The sequence below is a fragment of the Acinetobacter sp. yr461 genome (assembly GCF_900110445.1).
GTDB classification, from domain to species: Bacteria; Pseudomonadota; Gammaproteobacteria; order Pseudomonadales; family Moraxellaceae; genus Acinetobacter; species Acinetobacter calcoaceticus.
This window is the reverse complement of sequence record NZ_FODU01000001.1, coordinates 188679-209352: the sequence shown is the minus strand read 5'-3', so window position 1 is coordinate 209352 and position 20674 is coordinate 188679. Positions and strand designations below refer to the sequence as shown.

Below are 20674 nucleotides of genomic sequence, written 5' to 3'. Positions count from 1 at the left end.
AACTAGTTTTTATTAAAAGAACTTAAATATGGGAAAAGCAGCTCAACATATTTGCGCGTGCTCCAAAGCCCAATACTTTTATGATGTGAATCTGGCCCCAAAAACGGAGTCAGTTTGCATATTTTTATGGCAAGATCATGTGACTTCTGCACACGCTCTTGCAATGCATCAAGCTCGCCATCAGAGATATAACTAAATAAATAATCTTGAATACGCTGGCTAGTATTTAATGCTCTGCTATATGCCAAGAAATTAGAAGAATGATCATTGCCAGCAATCCAGTCATGAATGATCTGGCGCTCTACAGGGTTAAATACCCCATACATTTTCCCATTCTCATCATTAATTAATCTCCAGAAAACACTCTGTTCAGGGTCAGCATTAAAATTAATCCACTTATTTTCAATTAAATGAGATATCAGTCCCTCAACATCGTCTGGGTTAGATAGCCATTGATTAATTGTTTTACACCCAAAATCTCTAGTTTCGTTATGAATTAATTGCCCTACGAGCGCCTTTCTCTTTAAAATTTTAAGGACAAAATCTTCAAGATTTAAATTTTTTATAATGTTAGAAGAGCCTACGCCATGATTGTTTAACGCAAAACCACGTTTTAATTTACTCAGAAAAAGTTCTTTATCTCTATATTTATCATAAATATTTTCTATAACTTTAATTGCTTTATTTGCATGTCCATTATCAATGTTATCAATGGTAATGTGCAGATTGAAGTACTTAGAATCGATGCCAAGCTCTGCAAGCTCATAATTGCTAATAAGTAGATGAAGCGGTAGCTGTTCATAGCCCAGATTAAAGCCCACAATCTCTGGAATAAACTCAGGCGGAGCATAACCAAGCGCCAATTGAATCACAGCATTATGATAATATTCATCGTCTAAAAGCAGCTCCAAGCTATCGAGTCCCAAACTACGTAGCAAGTCATCATAAATACATACATGATTTGCCTTAGGCTCACCTAATCCAAGCTCTTCCAAATAGGTAATAATAAGATCATGGAAAACTGGGTCATTCCAATAATGAACACAACTATATAGCCATGCACCATCTACTTTTTTGGTTGGAGAAACTTTAATTAAAAATTCAAATGCCTGACCAACATTCTTGAAGTACTCTCTCTCACCACCCGCTTGCCGACGATTTAAATAAGCCTGAAATACCTCACAATTTTCTTTATTATTTTTCTGACACAATTCTTTAATCGTATTTATATTTGAAGGAAAATCAATTTCTGTCTGATCTACCTTTTCGATTTCATAAGCAAGAAAATCTCTTGCTTTTTTTTCTTTCTCAAAACTAGAAATATCAGGATCAAGGAAAAAAACAAATAATTCGTAATAGTTCTGTTGATTATCTTGTAATAGGTCTAATAATCTTTCTTTCACTACAACAGGCATTTCTATTCTCCTTTTGTGAGATATAAAATACCATACTTTACTCATCCTATAATCCCAGCTTCTCTTTGTTATATTGCGTTATTAAAAACAATTGTTTTTGCATAAACTTTTTAAATTCAATCACATAACCTATAACACAAAATTACATTCTCATCTTTAGAATAACTTAACTGTCTGTTTTTATAAAAAATATATAAAAATTAAATTACATTATAGTTACCTTTAAAATCATAAAGATTAAAAAATTAACATAAAGCAATTAAAAATAATTCTATAAATAACTTAAAAACATAGCTAAGGATAGGAAATGTTTAACTCATGTTGCAAATTATTAGCAGAAGAAAAAATTAAAATTGTATTTTTTGAAAGTGCTTCTACGGGCTATTTAGCTTACCGCTTTTCTTTAAGCCCCTATTCTGGCGATATTTTTATTGGAAGCTTAGTCAGTTATGACTTACGTATTAAAGAAAATACACTTCATATTTCTTCTGAACTTATTGAAATAACATACACCTGAGTCAATGCAAGTGACTATAGAAATGATCAAAAAAGGCAAAGAACTTATAAAGGCAGATCTTTACGTTGCTTGCACAGGATTATTAAAAAAAAGGTGGATCAGAAACAAAAGAAAAACCTGTAGGCACCTTCTTTTATTCTATTTATTATAAAAATAATTTTTATAATTTTCGGCGTGTATTTAAAGGCCTTTCTTACTTTAAACTTAGACAACTTGTTTATTCCATTACTCAAGATATAGAATTCATAATATTAGATAATAAAAAATAGAATCTCACCAATAAAAAATAACAAATACATATTTAGAAATGATCATAGTGTTTCTTTAACACCAATGTACTTAAATGTAATTTTATCCATCTTCATATTAATTATGTTTATTGATAAAAACTTCATCATATAAAAATCAAGGTTTTAATTAACTTATAAAGTTACAGTTAAATATAGGGTAACACCATTAGGCTACACATTTAAAATTTTCGTGTTTAAATAAACCTATCTGAAGCTCTCAGATAAAACACACATCATAAATGATATGAGGTAATTAAAGATGAGCACTACTAATAATCAAAGCAATCAACCTAATAATCAGCAGCAACAACAGCAGCAAAATGACAACCGTAATAACCAGCAACAGCCAAATGGCAACCAACAGCAAAAAGATCAACAGCAACAAAACAATCAGCAACAACAGCAAAATGACAACCGCCGCCCGCAACAAGGCTCTAATCAAAAAGATCCAAGCCAACAAAACCCAAATAACAATAATCAGCAACGTTAATTCATTGCCGATTTAATTGTCATTTGATGCGGTCATTCATTTTATTTAGGAAGGTGCACTCACCTTCCTAAATTCAACATAAGCATAAAATTTAATAATAGATGAGGAAAAACTGATGACAGATCAAAATAGCGATCACGCACGACTGCCAGCCGGCGACCATAACTATTCTGATACCTATTGGCGCGAAAGTTACGTTACTCGTCCTTATTATCAAGAAGCTCAGCTTACTACTCCAGATCTAGATTATGATCGAGATTTCTCGACAGCCTATGAATTAGGTCATCGTGCCCGTACCGAATCTGAAGAAGGTGCTCAATTTGAAGATATCGAAGGTAGCCTTCAACAAAAATGGGAAGAGCTAAAAGCTGAATCCCGCTTAAAATGGGAACATGCTAAACAGGCAATTAAAGACGCATGGAACGATAGATAGTATTTGTAATGTAGTATCTTCTATTTATTAATTTAAAAATATGAGCTTATTTCCTATTGGCCCCTGGAAATAAGCTCTTTTTATAACATCTTATTTAATTATCTTTTTTCTTAAAATATTCAATAATTTCTTCCCCATTATTTACCGGATTTTGCATTGATGAGTAATTATCTTCGTAATCATATGAAGATAAAGTAACCTTAGCTCGTATCGGCGGTAATTTTTCTTGTCCGCCCGTTGTAATCCGCTCAATAAAACTCGCAAGCCACAATACAAATTCTTGAGTATTCTTACTCTGCGGAATAATACTTAAATCCAATTTAATTTTAGATTCCTGTAGAGGTTTAATAAGTAATTCAGCAAAATCAATATAATTGTATAAAAGCTTAAGCTTTGTCCCCTTAAGCTCATGTCTGAGTTCAATCATCAAATTGTTAAGATCTTCCATATGGTCATCTGTAAAACCTTTTTTTTCTTTAACATTTTGATATATTTTCTCAGCTATTCTTAAGTACTGGGGCATATCCTTACCTTTATAAAACTGTCATGACTACAATGAATTTAGGATGAATATAAGTAATTTATTGTGTTTATTTTATTAATTTTTTGAAACTATAACTCATTATAGAAACACTTCAGTAACAACAAATTCGTAGAAAGATAATAACTTACTAATTTATTGATTAATTTTATATTTTCATATAATTATCATTTTTATTATGTTACATATTTTATAGAAAATAACGATAAGAAAACTCACCTAAAAATGAGTTTTCTTAGAAAAAATAGTTATGAGTTTTTATCCATTTTGTGAGGGGTTGTGGGGTCATTAACGCCATGAGTCCCGTCATCTCTTGAATTTCTATCTTGGCAAGCGCTCATACCCATTGCAATTGCAACGACCATGCTAACTGCACAAAAAACTCTTAACATTGAAGTCACCCTTATGAATTTTAAGATGTCGACTTATGAATAGCATTATCTTCTGTTGGCCTACCACTGTGGTTCTCTTAACTTTTGTAGATTATGCAAGCTTTTGTAAAAATCTAAATTAAATAAATGATTAAAAAATACCATTCTTGCAATTGATATTTTAATTAAATTTTGGCATTAGCTAATTATTTAAGATTGCCATATTCATAAAACCAAAATTGCTCATCCTTTATGAGTTTGTGTCTTATTAAGCCAATGATTGCAAACAATATACAAATAAACAATTAATAAATCTTTGATATATAAACATTAAAACTCAATTATAGAAATTAGGTTTAATAATTATTCAATTGTTTAAATTCTAAATAACTTGTTATTTTATTAATGAAAATTTAAAAATATTAATATTTGTTTATATAAACCAATCTTTTATTTTTGCAATTGACCCGCTTTAATGCTCAGCTTATGATGCTCCGGCTGACCTATTTTGTCAGTCGGTTTTAGCAGATCGTCTACCTAAGTGCACTAAAAACAAGTTTTTTGGTGTGGAGCCCCTCGTGCCTTTGACGGAGGAACGGGAGTGGGACACCTTCGGGTGTGCTGGTTTCTTAGGTATCAGTCTGCTAACCCTCTTTCGTTTCACCACCATAATTAATAGCAGTGATTGGGCACAACTTCTTTTATCAAGGAGTCTCTAATGACTATTATTTTATATCATTTTATTTTTATTGCTCTTCATTATCTTATTGTTCAGCTTAAAACACGTTTAAAGAATTCTTCCCATCTTTTTACCTATCCCTACTTTTATCTTTTTAGGGAAAAGATCTCACTATTTAACGCCAGTTAAAGATGAGCGCATCTATAAGCATAACTTAACGATAACAACAACCAACGAAGAGCAATAATGATGTTTTTTTCATATCGTATTGTTTTAGTGTGCACTCTATTAATAATTTCTATAAGTTTATTAGGGTGCAGACCTATCAGTAAAAACGAATTCAATACACATTGTGTGTGGTCAGGTCATGCGCTCTCACAATGCAATTGTATTTATAACGCTTTAGAAGCACATTATTCGCCACAATTTGTAGAAGATCTAGAAAAAGTAAGCTTACAAAATATTGATGCGAACATGAACTTTGTGGAAACAATGAATGAAACAATTCACCAATGTCAGTTAAGTGCAAGAAAAGACTAAATTAACTGATATTTGCATGTTCCACCAAGAAATCTAGAAAGACTCTTACACGTTTAGGAACATATTTATCATGCCCGATCCAGACAGCATGAAATTCTTCAGAAGCATTAACATTCCAGTCTTCAAGAATTTTAATTAACTGCTTTTGTTCTAGCGCTTTTCGAACTTGAAATTCATTGAGTTGTGCAATGCCTGCATCGGCAAGTGCTAACTGCAAAATCGCTTCCCCATGATTTACTGTTAAAACCTGAGTAGGTATGAGTGTGATTTCTTGATTCTCTTTTTTAAATAACCATGTCTTATTCTGGCGCTGATAGCTGACGTCTAAAAGCTGATGTTCAGATAGTTCATCTGGATGCTGTGGACAGCCATATTGTTCAATGTATGCGGATGAACATACATAATGTTTTGTAGTACTTCCAAGTGAACGAGCCACCAAATTTGAGCTTTTTAATGGTCCTGTCCGAATCGCGACATCAATTCTTTGCTCAACTAAATTAATGACTTCATCACTCAAATGAGCTTCTAATTCAATTTGTGGATAGCGCTGATTAAATAAAGAAATACACGGCAACAAAAAATGGGTCCAATATGAAAGACTGGTATGTATTCTGATTCGGCCTTTAGGTGTGTGATTTGCAGTAACAGATTGTTCGAGTTCATCTAGCTCACTGAGTATTTGAAGACCTTGCTCATAGAACTGACAGCCTTCACTTGTGAGCTGAAACTGGCGTGTTGAACGATTCAGTAACCTTACGCCAAGTCGTTTTTCGAGCCGAGCAATTAATTTACTGACAGCAGACGGCGTCATATCGCATGCTCTCGCTACTGCTGAAAAGCTTCCTAATTCGACCACCCGAATAAAAATTGCCAGCTCGCCAGATCGATTAATATCAAAATATGACATAACGAAATCTATTTATGAATCTAATTCACAAATCTTATTCCGCTTAGACTGCTATAACAAGCCACTAATTTGTTTCAAGATGACTCTAATTCGTTTTAAGGATTCATGAGATGAAACTTTATAAATCTACCCTTTTCTCTTTAGTTTTATTATCTACCGTAGCGCAAGCAGAAGCACAAAAGAGCCAATGGATCACCAGTTGGTCTGCCAGCCCACAAAAGGTTTGGAATAAAGATTTTGTTTTCCCAACGCATATTCCTGAGCAAATATCCAATCAAACAATCAGACAAGTTAGTCAAATTAGTTTAGGTGGTGAAGCAGTTAGACTCGTTTTCACAAATCAATATGGTGAACAACCGCTTTATATTGATAAAACCACCGTAGGCTTAGTTAATTCAAAAAGTCTTAAGTCTAAGAGTGCTTATCCTGTTTACTTCTCGGGTAAGCTCAAAGCACAAATTTTACCGGGTAAACAATTGATTAGTGACCCAATTCATCTCTCTGTTCCTGATCATGCACAATTAATGGTAAATAGTTTTATTCAAAAACCAACGACATTTAAAACTTTTCATTGGGATGCTAAACAAACCAGTTGGCTGATTACGGGTAACCAAACCGCAAATTTAAATACTCCTAGCGCTGCTAAAACAACCACTGCAAGATTATTACTCTCTGCGATAGAGGTAAAACCAAAGTATAAAGCCCATGTTGTTGCGGTCATTGGAGACTCAATTACCGATGGAGCAACTGCAACTTTAGATGCAAACACGAGATGGACCGACTTTTTAGCTAAGCGTTTATCGCCACATCAAATAGCGGTGATTAATAGCGGAATTTCAGGAAATCGACTACTTACAGACGGTATGGGCGACAGTGCTTTAGAGCGCTTAAAAAAAGAAGTGTTTCAATATTCAGGTGTTAAAACATTAATTGTTCTGGTGGGCATTAATGATATTTCATGGCCGGGTACAGCTTTTGCTCCTAAACAAGAAATACCGTCTTTTGAAGCATTAACTCATGGGTATCAACGTGTCGTAGATGAAGCACACAAACAAGGCATTCAAGTGATTGGGGCAACCTTACCTCCATTTTCAGGTGCTTTATCCAATACCCCTTTAGATAACTACTACCAACCGAACAAAGACCAATTACGGAAAAAAATTAATGATTGGATAAGAACAAGTCAAACATTTGATGGAGTTCTTGATCTTGATCAAGGTTTAAAAGATTCAAAACATCCCGATCGATTAAACCCGATTTATGACTCAGGTGATCATTTACATCCAAATGATAAAGGTAATCAACAAATGGCGAATCTAGTTCATTTAAACCAGTTAATTAACAAATAAAATTTCCAGATACAGGTAGGAATTTCCCCCCCTACCTGTATCAATATCGATTAGTTACCTTCTAATTCAGCGGTAAGTTTCGGTGCAATCGGCTGTTTTTCAACAGCTTGTCGTCGAAGCATCATGACTGCTAAAAAAGCAAGAATTGCAGGAATCGCGATCATCACGAAATTCATTTTATGTGGTAACTGGAGGCCTAATAACATGCCAGTTAAAATTGGCCCGACAATTGCCCCAATTCGGCCAACACCGGAAGCACAGCCAATTCCAGTAGAACGCACACTTAATGGATAATATTGAGCAACGTAGCTATAAAGGAGAATTGAGGTACCAATGGTTGCTGCTCCTGCCACAGTCACCAAGCCATATAAAACATAGGCTGGTGAGTTAAAGCCTAAACCGACTAATGCCATAACACCCGCCAGCAGCATTCCCATAATTACAGGTTTTAAATGGAATCTATCAGAAAGAATACCACCACCGATTGAACCGATCATTGCGCCGACATTTAGAGCAAACAAGAATAAAATACTCTTTCCGAGTGAATAGCCTGCGGCAAGCATGAGTTTTGGTAACCAGCTGCTTAAGGCATACACCATGAGTAAGCACATAAAGAACACTAACCAGAACATGAGTGTATTGAATGCGCGGCCTTGTTGAAATAATCCTTTTACAGAACTGCCTGTTGGAACATTATCGTCATTAAGCACTAACTGCGTATTGATCGTTAGGCTTTGTTGAGGTGAAATTTTTTGAATAATGCGCTGTGCTTGTTCAGTTTTACCAGTTTTAACCAAAAAAGTTAAAGACTCCGGTAAAAACTTCCATATAACAGGCAACAAAAATAAAGGAATGCCTGCAATCAGGAACATAATTTGCCACCCCTGACTTTCAACCAAATAACTACCAATTAATGCTGAAAGAATTCCCCCAATCGCATAGCCACTAAACATGGTACCCACTAAGGTACTGCGTATACGTTTGGGTGCATATTCTGATGTGAGTGCAACTAAATTTGGCATGACCCCACCAATGCCTAGTCCTGCCAAGAATCGAAGCACCCCAAACTCAAGTGGACTTGATGCAAAAGCACCTAAAAAAGTAAAACCACTAAAAAGAGCGACACAAATTAAAATCACATTTTTACGGCCTATTTTGTCTGCCAAAGTTCCAAAGAACATTGCCCCAAACATCATTCCGCATAGTGCTGTACTTGCTAACATTCCCGCCTGTACAGCCGTCAATGACCACTCTTGCATCAGCAAAGGTAGCACTACACCATAAATAACCAGATCATACCCATCAAAGATAATAATTAATAAACACCAAAGTAAAATACTCCAGTGATAAGGTCTAAATTTGGCCTGATCAATAATTTCATTTACATTTAATTTAGATGTTGTCATTTACCCACCTCCTCTGTGAGATAAATTCATATTCAATTTTTTAAAACGACATACTGCATCCTAAAGAAAAAACAGATTATTCAAGGTTTTATTGAATTAATTAAAAATCGTAACTCGCCATCATGTTGAAGCGGTTATCCGTCCCGTTACGCCCATCAAAAGTTTCTCGTTCGCCATAAACATATTCGACGCCCAAAGTAATTGGTTTATAAGGGTTATAAAGTGCATTCACCCAGCCCTGCCAAAGCTCTTTGTTTTGAGTTGTGCTATTACGTTGTAATTCGGCAAAACGGTTATCATCTTTGGCTTTCATATAGCCATAACCTAAGGTTGAACGAATTTGTGGCGTAAACTGATGGGTTATGCCTAATGAAACAGTGTCAAATTCATTGCTATGCATATTGTTTTGATCATCTATTGCATAGCCGCTGTTACTCCAGAGTAGGAAACGTCCATCTCCCTTGACATGGTAATAATCAGCTTTGAGTAATGTATCTGACGTAATCTGATATTTTCCCCCTAGGCCTACACCCCAAGCCACTTCTTCATCATTATTGGTTCTCTTTTCAGCCACAAAACTACGACCTGACAACATAGAGCCATTTGTAAATTTATGGTTTAAGCGTCCTACCAAGGCTGGTAAACGCATTTTGTTATCAGGGTCTGATGTAGCCGTATATTTCGGGTCTTCAACCGATATTGCAAAACTTGTATTGGCAGTTAAGTTATCGCTATAGCGTACGAGCGGTGATCTTAATAATGCACTGCCTACAAATGTGCCTGCATCAATCGTTTCCGGATAATATTCAGGTGCAATAAATGTCGACCACGTTTGACCAATCAGCCATTTATCAAAAGTTAAATAAGCATGGCGTATACGGAACTGATCACGAGTGGCTGCCCCAAAGAAGTCCATTTCTAACTTTCCACCCACATCACCCACGGCTGTTGGAGTTTTAAAATTCAACCCAAAACGCGTTACATTGACGGTACTGTGCAACTGATCTTTTTGAGCAGATTCTTCAGGAGTATTTTCGAGTGGAACCCCACTAATGTTGTTATACATCGTAGATGCACCCTTCATTTGATAAGAAGCATCTGCCCGTATATATCCATAGAGGTTAAATTCTGCACCAGACTTCGTTAACCCTTGCTGTATTGGCTGCGCAGCTTGAGGAGTTGCAGAAGTTGCTAGTTCAACTCGTCCTTGCGATAAAGTTTTTTGTGCGTCTATGTTGGCTTGTAGCATAGCCCGCAACTCTTTCACTTCTTGTCGAAGTTGTTCTATTTCAGGATCTGTTGTTTGAGCTGCAAAGGCAGAAGACACAAACAGGGTCACAGAAACCGCCAATAGGCTTTTTTGAACCGTTGTATTTAAAGCATTTATCATAAAACTTTCCTTTTTTGATCTTTAAATAGACTTAAAGATCTCGACATCCTTTTTGTTATGTACCTATTTAGATAGGTCCTTGAAAATTTGACTTTCTTTCTCAAGAAAGACCTTCCATCATATTTTTTAGACAAAACCTCCCTAAAGCGGCATTAGGGCCACTTTTTAATTTGTTTTAAGTAAAGCGAGTTCTTCTATTTTTTTTCAGTTTTCATATTCTCTTCCTCATTGAGAATATTTAGGTGTTAAGACAACATTCCTATGTCTCTACTGGCATTATTTTTTTGCAATAAAACCCTGATAAGTCAGAACCTGTGCATAGGACTGCACGCTTTCAAAGCCAGTCTTTTGCAAAAGTTTTATATAACCTTCTGTGGTTAGGCTAAAAAAGTCTTGAGCCATACGCTCTAACATTTTCTGGCATTGCTCCTCAGTTAAGCCTTGTGCCAAGCATAAATAACGTAAAGCTTGAAGCTGCTGAGGGTTTATACACGTCATTAAATCGTAGGTGAGCAAGACAGCATTTTCTTTTAAGCGATCATAAATATCTTTAAAGAACGCAGGTTTTATATCATCAGCAATAAAATGCGCCACAAGAATAGACAGCGCAGCATCAAAGAAATTTTCAAGAGGTAAAGCTGAAGTTTCCCCATGTACAAAAGTCACTTGTGAAGATTTACCTAAAAGTTCAACCTGTTCTTGGGCTTTTTGAAGCATCGTTAAAGATGGATCAACGGCTGTAAATTTCCAGTTCGGATGTCTTTTAAGTAAATATTCGAGTTCATAACCCGTGCCACATGCCACAATTAATATGTGAGAGTTTGGTTTCAACACTGATTGCAAAATGGCATCCACCTGTTGATGGATCACTTCATAACCCGGAATTAATTTACGGATATGTTCATCATAACCATCGACTACTTTTGGGCTATTAAAGTCTTTTGCCATTTTGTTTTATCCTCTTTTCAAACTGCCTTTCAATTTATAGTTTGCTGCACTTTGACTGGTCTTTTGGCTTCTTTAGTCAAAGACATTTCCTGTTAAATTAAGCTCAGCACGCATAATTTCTTGTAACTTAAACTTTTGGGCTTTGCCTGAAGCAGTCATTGGAAATTCGTTAAAGAAACGAACATAGCGCGGCACTTTATTATGGGAAATATGCTCTTTACAGAATTGACGAATGCTATTTTCATCAATTTGATGATGTTCATGCAAAATAATACATGCACAGAGTTCTTCGCCATATCTCGCATCTGGCAAGCCTATCACCTGTACATCGCTCACATCGGGATGAGTATATAAAAAGTCTTCAATTTCTTTTGGAAAGAGATTTTCCCCTCCACGAATCACGACATCTTTGATACGACCTTTAATTTTAATAAAGCCGTCTTGGTCCATTTCTGCAATATCACCCGTATGCATCCAGCCAGCCGCATCAATCACTTCACGGGTCTTTTCTTCTTCACCCCAATAACCAGCCATGACTGAATAGCCACGAACACATAGCTCGCCTAAAGTCCCTTGCTGAACAATCTGACCTTCTAAATCGACAATTTTAATTTCAACATGCGGATGAACATGCCCAACTGTGCTTACTCGTTTATCAATCGAATCATTTACCGAACTTTGTACACTGACTGGCGAGGTTTCAGTCATGCCATAACAAATCGTGATTTCAGACATATGCATACGGTCTATGACCCGCTGCATAATTTCACGTGGACAAGGACTGCCTGCCATGATGCCCGTTCTTAAACTCGACAGATCAAACTCATTAAACTGTTCATGTTCTAGAGTTGCAATAAACATGGTTGGCACGCCATAAGCTGCCGTACAGCGTTCTTGATGAATGGCTTTTAACGTTTCTAAAGGATTAAATACCGCCGATGGATAGACCATCGTTGCCCCATGCGTAACACATGCTAAATTCCCCATCACCATGCCAAAACAATGAAACAACGGTACAGAAATACAGACTTTATCTTGAGGCGTTAAACGAATGCCTTCGCCAACAAAATAGCCATTATTTAAAATATTATGGTGGGTCAACATGGTCCCTTTTGGGTTACCTGTTGTACCTGAAGTAAATTGGATATTAATGGTTTCATCAAACTGATGTTGCTTGGTTAACTGTTTTAATTGTTCAAGCTGCTCGGAGTTTGGTGTTGTAACTAAATCACTAAAACGGTGAATGCCTGTGTGTTGCTGGTCATCAATTTTAATGACAAATTTTAAATGTGGCAGTCGTTCTGAACTGAGCACTTTATCAGGACTGTTGGTTAACTCAGGGGCAATTTTTGTGAGTAATTCTTGGTAATCGGTGGTTTTGAATTGAGAAGCAATAATCAATCCTTTGCATGAGACTTTATTCAACACATATTCAAGTTCATGGCTTTTATAAGCTGTATTTAGATTGACTAAAATAATTCCTGCTTTAAAAGCTGCAAATTGGGTAACTGTCCATTCCACACAGTTTGGTGACCAGATGGCTAATCGGTCGCCTTTTTTTAAACCCAATTTCAACAAGCTACAAGCAAAAGCATTTACTTCATCCTGTAAAGCTTTATAGGTTAATCGTCTGTTTTGGTGAAAACTGACAATTGCTTCCTTTTCTGCATATTGCCGACAGGCCTGATCAAATTGTTCACCAATGGTCATACCCAATAAGGGCTGTGTGCTTGGTCCCGAGGCGTAGCTTAACCGTTCTTGTTGCATTGAATCATTCTCCTTGATTCTTTGTAATTCTCTTCGTACCTGATCTAATTGTTGTTACTGCAACTACTTTTCCAAACCGCCTACTTTGTAATGTTTATCCTTTATATGCCCTATTTCTTCTGCACAGCATCCACACAAAAGTCAGCAATCTGTTTTGAAAAATAGTCTCTGTGTGCTTGATCAAACTTTGTATTTTGAGCTGGATCTAGGGGTTCAACCACCACATAGGTCATGGCACCAACAACACAAAGTGCTGCTGTATTTAAATCATCCAAGACAAACTCACCACTTGCATTTCCATCCGCAAGTATTTTTTTAATACTTTGTTTAATCAATTGCTTCACACGAAAACGCTCATGTTCAACCGTTGAATCGACGGGTTCAAACATGAGTGAATATGCAAGCTGAGGACTATTCAGTGCCCGTTTTACAAAGGTTGCCACCGCCTTGTGTAATTTCTGCTTTGCCGATAAATCACTTTCAGTAATCGAATCAATCACCAATAGTTCTGTGTTAATGGCCTCAGACAAAACCTCAATGAGCACTTGGCTTTTATTATCGAAGTAGCGATAAACCAGACCACTTGATACACCCGCTTGCTCTGCAATTGTTTGTATTTGTGCGTCTTTAAACCCTCCCTCTGAAATTAATTTTCTGGCTGAACTCAAAATCGACTTACGATTTTGCTCCATCCGCTCTTGCATTAAAGATGATCGTTTATAGCTCATAATTTATTCTCTAACAAATAAAATGAATTGTAAATCATTTTATGAATCTGTATTCACTTTTTTAAAAAATCATTGTATGGTACATATCAAATACCCACAAAATATTTTATGGACAACAAATATAACCAATAGGATGAAAATATCATGAACCTTCGCAGCTTGAATTTCGGTCTAGATGAAACTTTAATTGCGCTTCAAAATTCAGTAGCCGCATTTTGTGCAAAGGAAATTGCACCAATTGCCCAACAAGTTGATCAAGACAATAAATTCCCTGCACATCTCTGGAAAAAATTCGGAGATATGGGCCTTTTAGGCATGACGGTTTCTGAAGAATATGGCGGTGCCAATATGGGTTATTTAGCTCATATTATTGCCATGCAAGAAATTTCTCGTGCTTCGGCAGCCATTGGTCTGTCTTACGGTGCTCATTCTAATTTATGTGTAAACCAAATTAACCGAAACGGTAATGAGCAACAAAAACAGAAATACTTACCTAAACTGATTTCTGGTGAATATGTAGGTGCCCTCGCCATGTCTGAACCAAATGCCGGTTCTGATGTGGTTAGCATGAAATTACGTGCGGAGCAAAAAGGCGATCATTTTGTTTTAAACGGTTCAAAAATGTGGATCACCAACGGCGGTGATGCAGATGTACTTGTGGTTTATGCAAAAACTGACCCTAAAGCTGGTGCGAAAGGCATGACTGCTTTTTTAGTTGAAAAAGGCATGAAAGGCTTTAGTCATGGTAATCATTTAGACAAACTCGGTATGCGTGGCTCTAACACTTACCCACTATTTTTTGACAATGTGGAAGTGCCTGCTGAAAACGTACTGGGTGGCGTGGGTAATGGTACAAAAGTACTCATGAGTGGTTTGGACTATGAACGTGCAGTTTTAAGTGCCGGACCTTTAGGAATTATGGATGCTTGTTTAGATGTGGTGATTCCTTATTTACATCAACGCGAACAGTTTGGTCAGGCTTTAGGTGAATTCCAGCTCATGCAAGGCAAACTTGCTGATATGTATTCAACTTGGTTGGCATGTAAAGCACTCGTTTATGCGGTTGGTGCTGCTTGCGACAAAGCCGACCATGACCGCAGCCTACGAAAAGATGCTGCAAGTGCCATTTTATATTCTGCTGAAAAAGCCACATGGATGGCAGGCGAAGCAATCCAAACTCTGGGCGGTAATGGTTACATCAATGAATTCCCTGCTGGTCGTTTATGGCGTGATGCAAAACTTTATGAAATTGGTGCCGGAACTTCTGAAATTCGCCGTATGTTGATTGGCCGCGAACTCTTCAATGAAACCAAATAATAATTATAAATAAGGACGCATCTTATGAACCAATTACAAAGCAAGATTAATGTTCGAAGTGAAGACTTCAAAACAAACCAGCAAGCCATGCAAACATTGGTCACAGATCTCAAACAAGTGGCCCAACGTATTGCTTTAGGTGGTGGTGAAAATGCCCGTCAAAAACATTTGGCTCGAGGTAAACTTTTACCCCGTGAACGTATTGATCAACTGATTGATGTCGGCACGGCATTTTTAGAAATTGGTCAATTGGCAGCGTACAACGTTTATGAAGATGATGTTCCAGCTGCGGGTGTGATTGCAGGTATTGGTCAAGTTAACGGCATCACTTGCATGATCGTTGCCAACGATGCAACGGTTAAAGGTGGAACGTATTACCCACTTACGGTCAAAAAGCATTTACGTGCACAAGAAATTGCCGAACAAAATCACTTGCCTTGTATTTATTTGGTGGACTCAGGTGGTGCCTATTTACCAATGCAAGATGAAGTTTTCCCAGATCGTGATCACTTTGGACGTATTTTCTATAATCAAGCACGCATGTCGAGCCTTGGTATTGCCCAAATTGCTGTAGTGATGGGGAGCTGTACAGCAGGTGGTGCTTATGTGCCTGCCATGTCTGATGAGACCATTATTGTCCGTAATCAAGGTACGATTTTCTTAGGTGGCCCTCCTCTTGTAAAAGCTGCAACTGGCGAAGTGGTGAGCAGTGAAGATTTAGGCGGTGGTGATGTGCACACACGTCTTTCAGGTGTGGCTGACCATTTAGCTGAAAATGATGAACATGCAATTGCGATTGCCCGGAACATTGTTGCCAACCTCAATAAAAAGCCAAATGATTTAAATAAACAAGTTAATGAACCATTGTTTGATGCATCGGAACTCTATGGTGTAGTACCAAGTGATGCACGTAAGCCTTTTGATATTCGTGAAGTGATTGCGCGCATTGTAGATGGTTCTCGTTTTGATGAGTTTAAAGCACGTTTTGGCTCAACCCTCATTACTGGTTTTGCTTCGCTGTATGGTATGCCAGTCGGAATTATTGCCAATAACGGGATTTTATTTTCAGAGTCTGCACAAAAAGGTGCACACTTTATTGAACTGTGTACTCAGCGCAATATTCCTTTGTTATTTCTACAAAACATTACGGGCTTTATGGTCGGTCGCCAGTATGAAAACGAAGGGATTGCAAAAAATGGCGCTAAACTGGTCATGGCAGTTGCAACCGCCAATGTGCCCAAACTCACCCTGATTATTGGCGGTTCATTTGGTGCGGGTAACTACGGCATGTGCGGACGCGCTTATTCACCACGCTTTTTATGGACTTGGCCAAACTCTCGTATTTCAGTGATGGGTGGCGAACAAGCAGCCAGCGTACTTTCAACTTTAAAGCGTGATCAAATTGAGCAAAAAGGTGCCGAGTGGTCAGCTCAACAAGAAGATGAGTTTAAACAACCCATTCGTGAACAATACGAACGCCAAGGCCATCCATATTATGCTTCTGCCCGCCTTTGGGATGACGGTGTAATTGACCCAGCTCAAACCCGTCAAGTACTGGGTTTAAGTCTTGCAGCTGCCATGAATGCCCCTATCCAGCCAACTAAATTTGGCGTGTTCCGCATGTAAGAGGTGTATATGAGCTATCAATTTTTACAACTCGAACAACAAGGTCAAGTTGCCTATGTTTGGCTAAATCGCCCTGAACTGCACAATGCCTTCAATACAACAGTCATTGAAGAGCTGCATGCTTGCTTTAAGCAAATTAATACACGTGATGATATTCGTGTTGTGGTTTTAGCCGGTCGTGGCAAAAGTTTTTCGGCCGGCGCTGACCTGAATTGGATGAAACAGGCAGGTCAGGCATCTTCAGCAGAAAATGAAGCAGATGCTCTAAAACTCGCGCAAATGTTAGATGCACTTGCAACGCTGAGACAACCAACCATTGCCCGCGTTCATGGCATTGCCTTTGGCGGCGGTATGGGCTTGGCATCGGCTTGTGACATTTGCATTGCCAGCACTGATGCCAGGTTTGCAACTTCTGAAGTGCGTTTAGGCCTTGCGCCCTCTACCATTAGTCCCTATGTGATTCGTGCGATTGGTGCAAGACAAGCCTCTCGTTACTTCTTAACTGCTGAACGTATTTCAGCACGTGACGCCAAACAAATTGGCTTGGCACATGAAGTCGCAGATGCGGAAGACTTAGACAGAAAAGTTCAAGAAATTATTGATGCTCTATTACTTGGTGGCCCCCATGCTCAGGCTGCATCAAAACAACTCATTCAAATGGTGAGCAACCAGACCATGAGCAATGACTTGCTACAACAAACGGCGCATCATATTGCTCAAGTCCGTCAAGGTAGCGAGGCAAAAGAAGGTCTGAGTGCCTTTTTAAATAAACAACAGCCTGCTTGGGTTTCTAACTCGAATAACAACAATTAAGGACGATCATCATGTTTGAAAAGATTTTAATTGCGAACCGTGGTGAAATTGCCTGCCGCGTAATTCGTACCGCAAAAAAACTGGGTATCGCAACAGTTGCTGTTTATTCAGACGCAGACGCAAATGCACAACATGTCAAACTTGCAGATGAAGCCATCTATATTGGCCAGTCTCCTGCGACTCAAAGTTATTTACAAGCTGACCGCATTATTCAAGCTGCCATTGATACAGGTAGCCAAGCGATCCATCCGGGCTACGGCTTTTTATCCGAAAATGACCAGTTTGCGCTAGCTTGCCAACAACACAATATTTGCTTTATTGGCCCGCCAGTCGATGCCATTTTAGCTATGGGTTTAAAAGCCACGTCTAAAGCTTTAATGGAAAAAGCAGGCGTCCCTTTAACACCGGGTTATCACGGAACCAACCAAGATGCCGACTTTTTAAAACAACAGGCAGACCAAATTGGCTATCCAGTTTTAATTAAAGCCAGTGCTGGCGGTGGTGGCAAAGGCATGAGTCTGGTTGAACGTAGTGAAGATTTTCTACATGCATTAGCTTCTTGTAAGCGCGAAGCTAAATCGAGCTTTGGTAATGATGATGTCTTGATTGAACGCTATGTGATTCAACCGCGTCACATCGAAGTACAAGTGTTTGGCGACACACATGGTAACTATGTGCATTTGTTTGAACGCGACTGCTCTGTACAACGCCGCCACCAAAAAGTACTGGAAGAAGCCCCTGCTCCACAAATGCCGAGCGAAAAGCTTGATGCAATGCGCCAAGCGGCAATTGATGCTGCACGTGCAGTAGACTATGTCGGTGCTGGGACCGTTGAGTTTATTGTGGAACAAGACGGTACGGCGTATTTCATGGAAATGAATACCCGCTTACAAGTCGAGCACCCAGTGACAGAAATGATTACTGGTGAAGACTTGGTTGAATGGCAACTTCGTGTAGCTTATGGCGAACCATTACCTAAACTACAAAACGAATTGCAAATTCACGGCCACGCGCTCGAAGCACGTATTTACGCCGAAGAACCTGAAAAAGGCTTTTTACCTGCGATTGGTAAAATTGACTATTTGCACTACCCAACTCAAAACCAATATGTGCGTGTAGATAGCGGTATTGTTGAAGGCGATGAAATCACGACTTATTACGACCCAATGATTGCCAAACTCATTGTATGGGGTAAAAACCGTGAAGCTGCGCTTATTCAAATGCAACACGCTTTAAGTCAATTCCATGTAGATGGCTTAGGCAACAACATTGCCTTTCTTGAAAAGATTGTTCGCAGCGACTCATTCAAACAAGCCAAGCTTGATACCAACCTGATTCAACGCGAACAAAACTTCTTGTTTAGCCCTGAAGAGATCAAACCAGAACTTGTAGTGGCAGCAGCATTTATTGAGTTTCTAAGTAAACTCGAAAACAATCGCTCAAGCCAAAAACAGCTTTGGCAAGCTCAACCACTTTGGCGTTTAAATATTGCCTACCAGCACAGTATTAAACTGAACTATTTAAACCAAAATATCCAAATCAAATTTGCTTCAAATGAACAAGGCTTCACCGCAGAATATAACGGACAAAGCTACCCTATTTCTGGTCAATTAATTGATGCACATACAGCCTCTGTTCAAATTGGTGGGACTCAGCAAAAGCTGTCGTTCAACCAAAGTCAGCAAGGTATTACATTGTTCCAAAATGGGCAAAGCTATAAATTTGCTTATATTCGCCAAGACTTTAATCAGGCAGATAGCCAAGCTGATGAAGGTCACTTAAAAGCGCCAATGCCGGGTGTTGTCACGCAAGTGCTGGTGAGTGCAAATCATAGCGTGAAAAAAGACGATATTTTAATGACGCTTGAAGCCATGAAAATGGAATATACCATCCGTGCGCCTAAAGACGGCTTAATTGTAGACTCCTACTTCCAAGTTGGTGATCAGGTCAAAGCTGGCGATGAGCTTGTGGAATTTCAACCTGCTCAGGAGGAAGTTGCATGAGTGAGTTTGTCAAAATCGTGGAGGTCGGTCCCAGAGACGGCCTTCAAAACGAAAAGCAGGCTTTAACCGTCGAACAACGCTTAAACTTCATTAATGACCTGATTAATGCAGGCCTAAAATCTATTGAAGTCGGTTCATGCGTTTCGGCAAAATGGGTGCCGCAAATGGCTCAAAGTGATGAGCTGTTTAAGCTATTACCGCAGACCACAGATGTGCAATTTAGTCTGCTTACTCCAAATATCAAAGGCTTTGAAACTGCTCAAGCAGTAGGATGCAAAGAGGTTGCGGTTTTTACCGCAGCTTCTGAAAGCTTTACCCGTAAAAATATTAACTGCTCTATCGATGAAAGCTTTGAAAAATTTAGCGACGTCATGACCGCAGCGAAAGCACACAATATTCGTGTACGCGGCTATGTCTCTTGTATTGTCGATTGCCCTTATGAAGGCGCTATTGCACCTGAGCAAGTGGTGAAAGTCGTTAAACGGCTCTATGACATGGGCTGCTATGAAGTGTCTTTAGGTGAAACCATTGGCACAGCAACCCCAGATCGAGTTCAAAAAGTTTGGCAAGCATGCCTCGCTGAACTAGACAGCAAGATTTTAGCTGGGCATTTCCACAATACCTATGGCATGGCAATTGCCAATATTTATCAGTCTTTACAGCAAGGTATTCGCGTTTTTGACTCGTCCCTTGCTGGACTTGGCGGCTGCCCATACGCCAAAGGTGCCTCTGGTAATGTATCTACTGAAGATCTGTTCTATTTGCTGTCACAAATGGGATTTGAAACTGGCATTGACTTAGAAAAACTGATGCAAGCCAGCCAAAATATTAGCAATGTATTAAACCGAAAAAGCTTGTCGAATTATGCAAATGCTTATTGGCAAACCAAGTGTGCGTAGTAATAAATAAAATAACTCAGCATCTGGTATAAGGCTTAATCTATTAGGCTGAGTACCAGATCATCGCGTCTAGTCTTTATCTCATTCTGATCAGGAATTGGGACTAAATCCCTCATGCAATTTATTAAAAATCTATCATTTATCTCTGTATTAAATGCCTCTCTCAACAGAAGCATTCTCTACCCTATTTTTATTCTAATCCGTATTATTGTTCATCCTTTTCTATCTTAGTCCTTAAGAATTTA

18 protein-coding genes and 1 pseudogene are annotated in these 20674 nt (G+C 38.4%); 10 read left to right on the top strand and 9 right to left on the bottom strand.

What is annotated here, in order from left to right; translation table 11 throughout:
* Positions 1-2: 2 nt before the first annotated feature.
* A complete protein-coding gene (locus BMW38_RS00980; RefSeq protein WP_092705478.1) occupies positions 3-1415 on the bottom strand; it encodes an iron-containing redox enzyme family protein in 1413 nt (470 codons plus the stop codon).
* Positions 1416-1722: 307 nt separating this feature from the next.
* Between BMW38_RS00980 and BMW38_RS00975 the strand changes: the two are divergent.
* From BMW38_RS00975 to BMW38_RS00965, 3 genes and pseudogenes are all read left to right on the top strand, one after another.
* A pseudogene (locus tag BMW38_RS00975) lies at positions 1723-2201 on the top strand (CinA family protein).
* A gap of 280 nt (positions 2202-2481) precedes the next feature.
* On the top strand, positions 2482-2712 hold the full coding sequence (locus BMW38_RS00970; RefSeq protein WP_045436254.1) for a hypothetical protein: 231 nt from the start codon (positions 2482-2484) through the stop codon (positions 2710-2712).
* A gap of 115 nt (positions 2713-2827) precedes the next feature.
* Positions 2828-3145 (top strand): hypothetical protein, encoded by a 318-nt coding sequence (locus BMW38_RS00965; RefSeq protein ID WP_092705477.1) that lies wholly within the window; start codon positions 2828-2830, stop codon positions 3143-3145.
* 94 nt (positions 3146-3239) lie between these two features.
* Here the strand turns inward: BMW38_RS00965 and BMW38_RS00960 are convergent, their stop codons facing one another.
* Positions 3240-3668, bottom strand: coding sequence for a hypothetical protein (locus BMW38_RS00960; protein ID WP_092705476.1), 429 nt, complete (start codon positions 3666-3668; stop codon positions 3240-3242).
* 266 nt (positions 3669-3934) lie between these two features.
* Positions 3935-4078, bottom strand: a complete 144-nt coding sequence (locus tag BMW38_RS19400) for a hypothetical protein (protein ID WP_170834025.1) — start codon at positions 4076-4078, stop codon at positions 3935-3937.
* 904 nt (positions 4079-4982) lie between these two features.
* Here BMW38_RS19400 and BMW38_RS19525 point away from each other — a divergent pair.
* A complete protein-coding gene (locus BMW38_RS19525) occupies positions 4983-5276 on the top strand; it encodes a hypothetical protein (RefSeq protein ID WP_244524323.1) in 294 nt (97 codons plus the stop codon).
* A gap of 1 nt (position 5277) precedes the next feature.
* On the opposite strand, the gene BMW38_RS00950 is transcribed toward BMW38_RS19525, so the two are convergent.
* The gene (locus BMW38_RS00950) at positions 5278-6183 is read right to left on the bottom strand and encodes a LysR family transcriptional regulator (RefSeq protein ID WP_092705474.1); all 906 of its coding nucleotides are present in this window, start codon (positions 6181-6183) and stop codon (positions 5278-5280) included.
* A gap of 110 nt (positions 6184-6293) precedes the next feature.
* On the opposite strand from BMW38_RS00950, the gene BMW38_RS00940 reads away from it, so the two are divergent.
* Entirely contained in the window at positions 6294-7532 is a 1239-nt protein-coding gene (locus BMW38_RS00940; protein ID WP_092705473.1) for an SGNH/GDSL hydrolase family protein, read from the top strand.
* Positions 7533-7582: 50 nt separating this feature from the next.
* Here the strand turns inward: BMW38_RS00940 and BMW38_RS00935 are convergent, their stop codons facing one another.
* From BMW38_RS00935 to BMW38_RS00915, 5 genes are all read right to left on the bottom strand, one after another.
* A complete protein-coding gene (locus BMW38_RS00935; RefSeq protein ID WP_092705472.1) occupies positions 7583-8938 on the bottom strand; it encodes an MFS transporter in 1356 nt (451 codons plus the stop codon).
* A gap of 100 nt (positions 8939-9038) precedes the next feature.
* Entirely contained in the window at positions 9039-10325 is a 1287-nt protein-coding gene (locus tag BMW38_RS00930) for a DcaP family trimeric outer membrane transporter (RefSeq protein WP_092706074.1), read from the bottom strand.
* A gap of 279 nt (positions 10326-10604) precedes the next feature.
* The gene (locus tag BMW38_RS00925; protein WP_092705471.1) at positions 10605-11276 is read right to left on the bottom strand and encodes a class I SAM-dependent methyltransferase; all 672 of its coding nucleotides are present in this window, start codon (positions 11274-11276) and stop codon (positions 10605-10607) included.
* A gap of 72 nt (positions 11277-11348) precedes the next feature.
* Entirely contained in the window at positions 11349-13043 is a 1695-nt protein-coding gene (locus tag BMW38_RS00920; protein WP_005047644.1) for an AMP-binding protein, read from the bottom strand.
* 110 nt (positions 13044-13153) lie between these two features.
* Entirely contained in the window at positions 13154-13771 is a 618-nt protein-coding gene (locus BMW38_RS00915; protein WP_205675519.1) for a TetR/AcrR family transcriptional regulator, read from the bottom strand.
* A gap of 144 nt (positions 13772-13915) precedes the next feature.
* Here BMW38_RS00915 and BMW38_RS00910 point away from each other — a divergent pair, with 144 nt between their 5' ends.
* The 5 genes from BMW38_RS00910 to BMW38_RS00890 are packed head-to-tail and all read left to right on the top strand — an operon-like array spanning position 13916 to position 20429.
* On the top strand, positions 13916-15088 hold the full coding sequence (locus tag BMW38_RS00910; protein ID WP_092705470.1) for an isovaleryl-CoA dehydrogenase: 1173 nt from the start codon (positions 13916-13918) through the stop codon (positions 15086-15088).
* A 24-nt stretch (positions 15089-15112) separates the two neighbouring features.
* Entirely contained in the window at positions 15113-16714 is a 1602-nt protein-coding gene (locus BMW38_RS00905; RefSeq protein ID WP_092705469.1) for a carboxyl transferase domain-containing protein, read from the top strand.
* Between the two features lie 9 nt (positions 16715-16723).
* A complete protein-coding gene (locus tag BMW38_RS00900; protein ID WP_092705468.1) occupies positions 16724-17527 on the top strand; it encodes an enoyl-CoA hydratase/isomerase family protein in 804 nt (267 codons plus the stop codon).
* Positions 17528-17538: 11 nt separating this feature from the next.
* Positions 17539-19530: an acetyl/propionyl/methylcrotonyl-CoA carboxylase subunit alpha gene (locus BMW38_RS00895; protein ID WP_092705467.1), complete on the top strand. Its 1992-nt coding sequence runs from the start codon at positions 17539-17541 to the stop codon at positions 19528-19530.
* Positions 19527-20429, top strand: coding sequence for a hydroxymethylglutaryl-CoA lyase (locus tag BMW38_RS00890; RefSeq protein ID WP_092705466.1), 903 nt, complete (start codon positions 19527-19529; stop codon positions 20427-20429). Before BMW38_RS00895 ends, BMW38_RS00890 begins: the two co-directional genes overlap by 4 nt.
* Positions 20430-20674: the final 245 nt, after the last annotated feature.

Coding starts and splice junctions, on each gene's coding strand:
- BMW38_RS00960 (WP_092705476.1), bottom strand. CDS start 3,668: ATGCCCCAGTACTTAAGAATAGCTGAGAAAATATATCAAAATGTTAAA.
- BMW38_RS00940 (WP_092705473.1), top strand. CDS start 6,294: ATGAAACTTTATAAATCTACCCTTTTCTCTTTAGTTTTATTATCTACC.
- BMW38_RS00970 (WP_045436254.1), top strand. CDS start 2,482: ATGAGCACTACTAATAATCAAAGCAATCAACCTAATAATCAGCAGCAA.
- BMW38_RS00905 (WP_092705469.1), top strand. CDS start 15,113: ATGAACCAATTACAAAGCAAGATTAATGTTCGAAGTGAAGACTTCAAA.
- BMW38_RS19400 (WP_170834025.1), bottom strand. CDS start 4,078: ATGTTAAGAGTTTTTTGTGCAGTTAGCATGGTCGTTGCAATTGCAATG.
- BMW38_RS00915 (WP_205675519.1), bottom strand. CDS start 13,771: ATGAGCTATAAACGATCATCTTTAATGCAAGAGCGGATGGAGCAAAAT.
- BMW38_RS00980 (WP_092705478.1), bottom strand. CDS start 1,415: ATGCCTGTTGTAGTGAAAGAAAGATTATTAGACCTATTACAAGATAAT.
- BMW38_RS00910 (WP_092705470.1), top strand. CDS start 13,916: ATGAACCTTCGCAGCTTGAATTTCGGTCTAGATGAAACTTTAATTGCG.
- BMW38_RS00895 (WP_092705467.1), top strand. CDS start 17,539: ATGTTTGAAAAGATTTTAATTGCGAACCGTGGTGAAATTGCCTGCCGC.
- BMW38_RS00950 (WP_092705474.1), bottom strand. CDS start 6,183: ATGTCATATTTTGATATTAATCGATCTGGCGAGCTGGCAATTTTTATT.
- BMW38_RS00920 (WP_005047644.1), bottom strand. CDS start 13,043: ATGCAACAAGAACGGTTAAGCTACGCCTCGGGACCAAGCACACAGCCC.
- BMW38_RS00965 (WP_092705477.1), top strand. CDS start 2,828: ATGACAGATCAAAATAGCGATCACGCACGACTGCCAGCCGGCGACCAT.
- BMW38_RS00925 (WP_092705471.1), bottom strand. CDS start 11,276: ATGGCAAAAGACTTTAATAGCCCAAAAGTAGTCGATGGTTATGATGAA.
- BMW38_RS00935 (WP_092705472.1), bottom strand. CDS start 8,938: ATGACAACATCTAAATTAAATGTAAATGAAATTATTGATCAGGCCAAA.
- BMW38_RS19525 (WP_244524323.1), top strand. CDS start 4,983: ATGATGTTTTTTTCATATCGTATTGTTTTAGTGTGCACTCTATTAATA.
- BMW38_RS00900 (WP_092705468.1), top strand. CDS start 16,724: ATGAGCTATCAATTTTTACAACTCGAACAACAAGGTCAAGTTGCCTAT.
- BMW38_RS00890 (WP_092705466.1), top strand. CDS start 19,527: ATGAGTGAGTTTGTCAAAATCGTGGAGGTCGGTCCCAGAGACGGCCTT.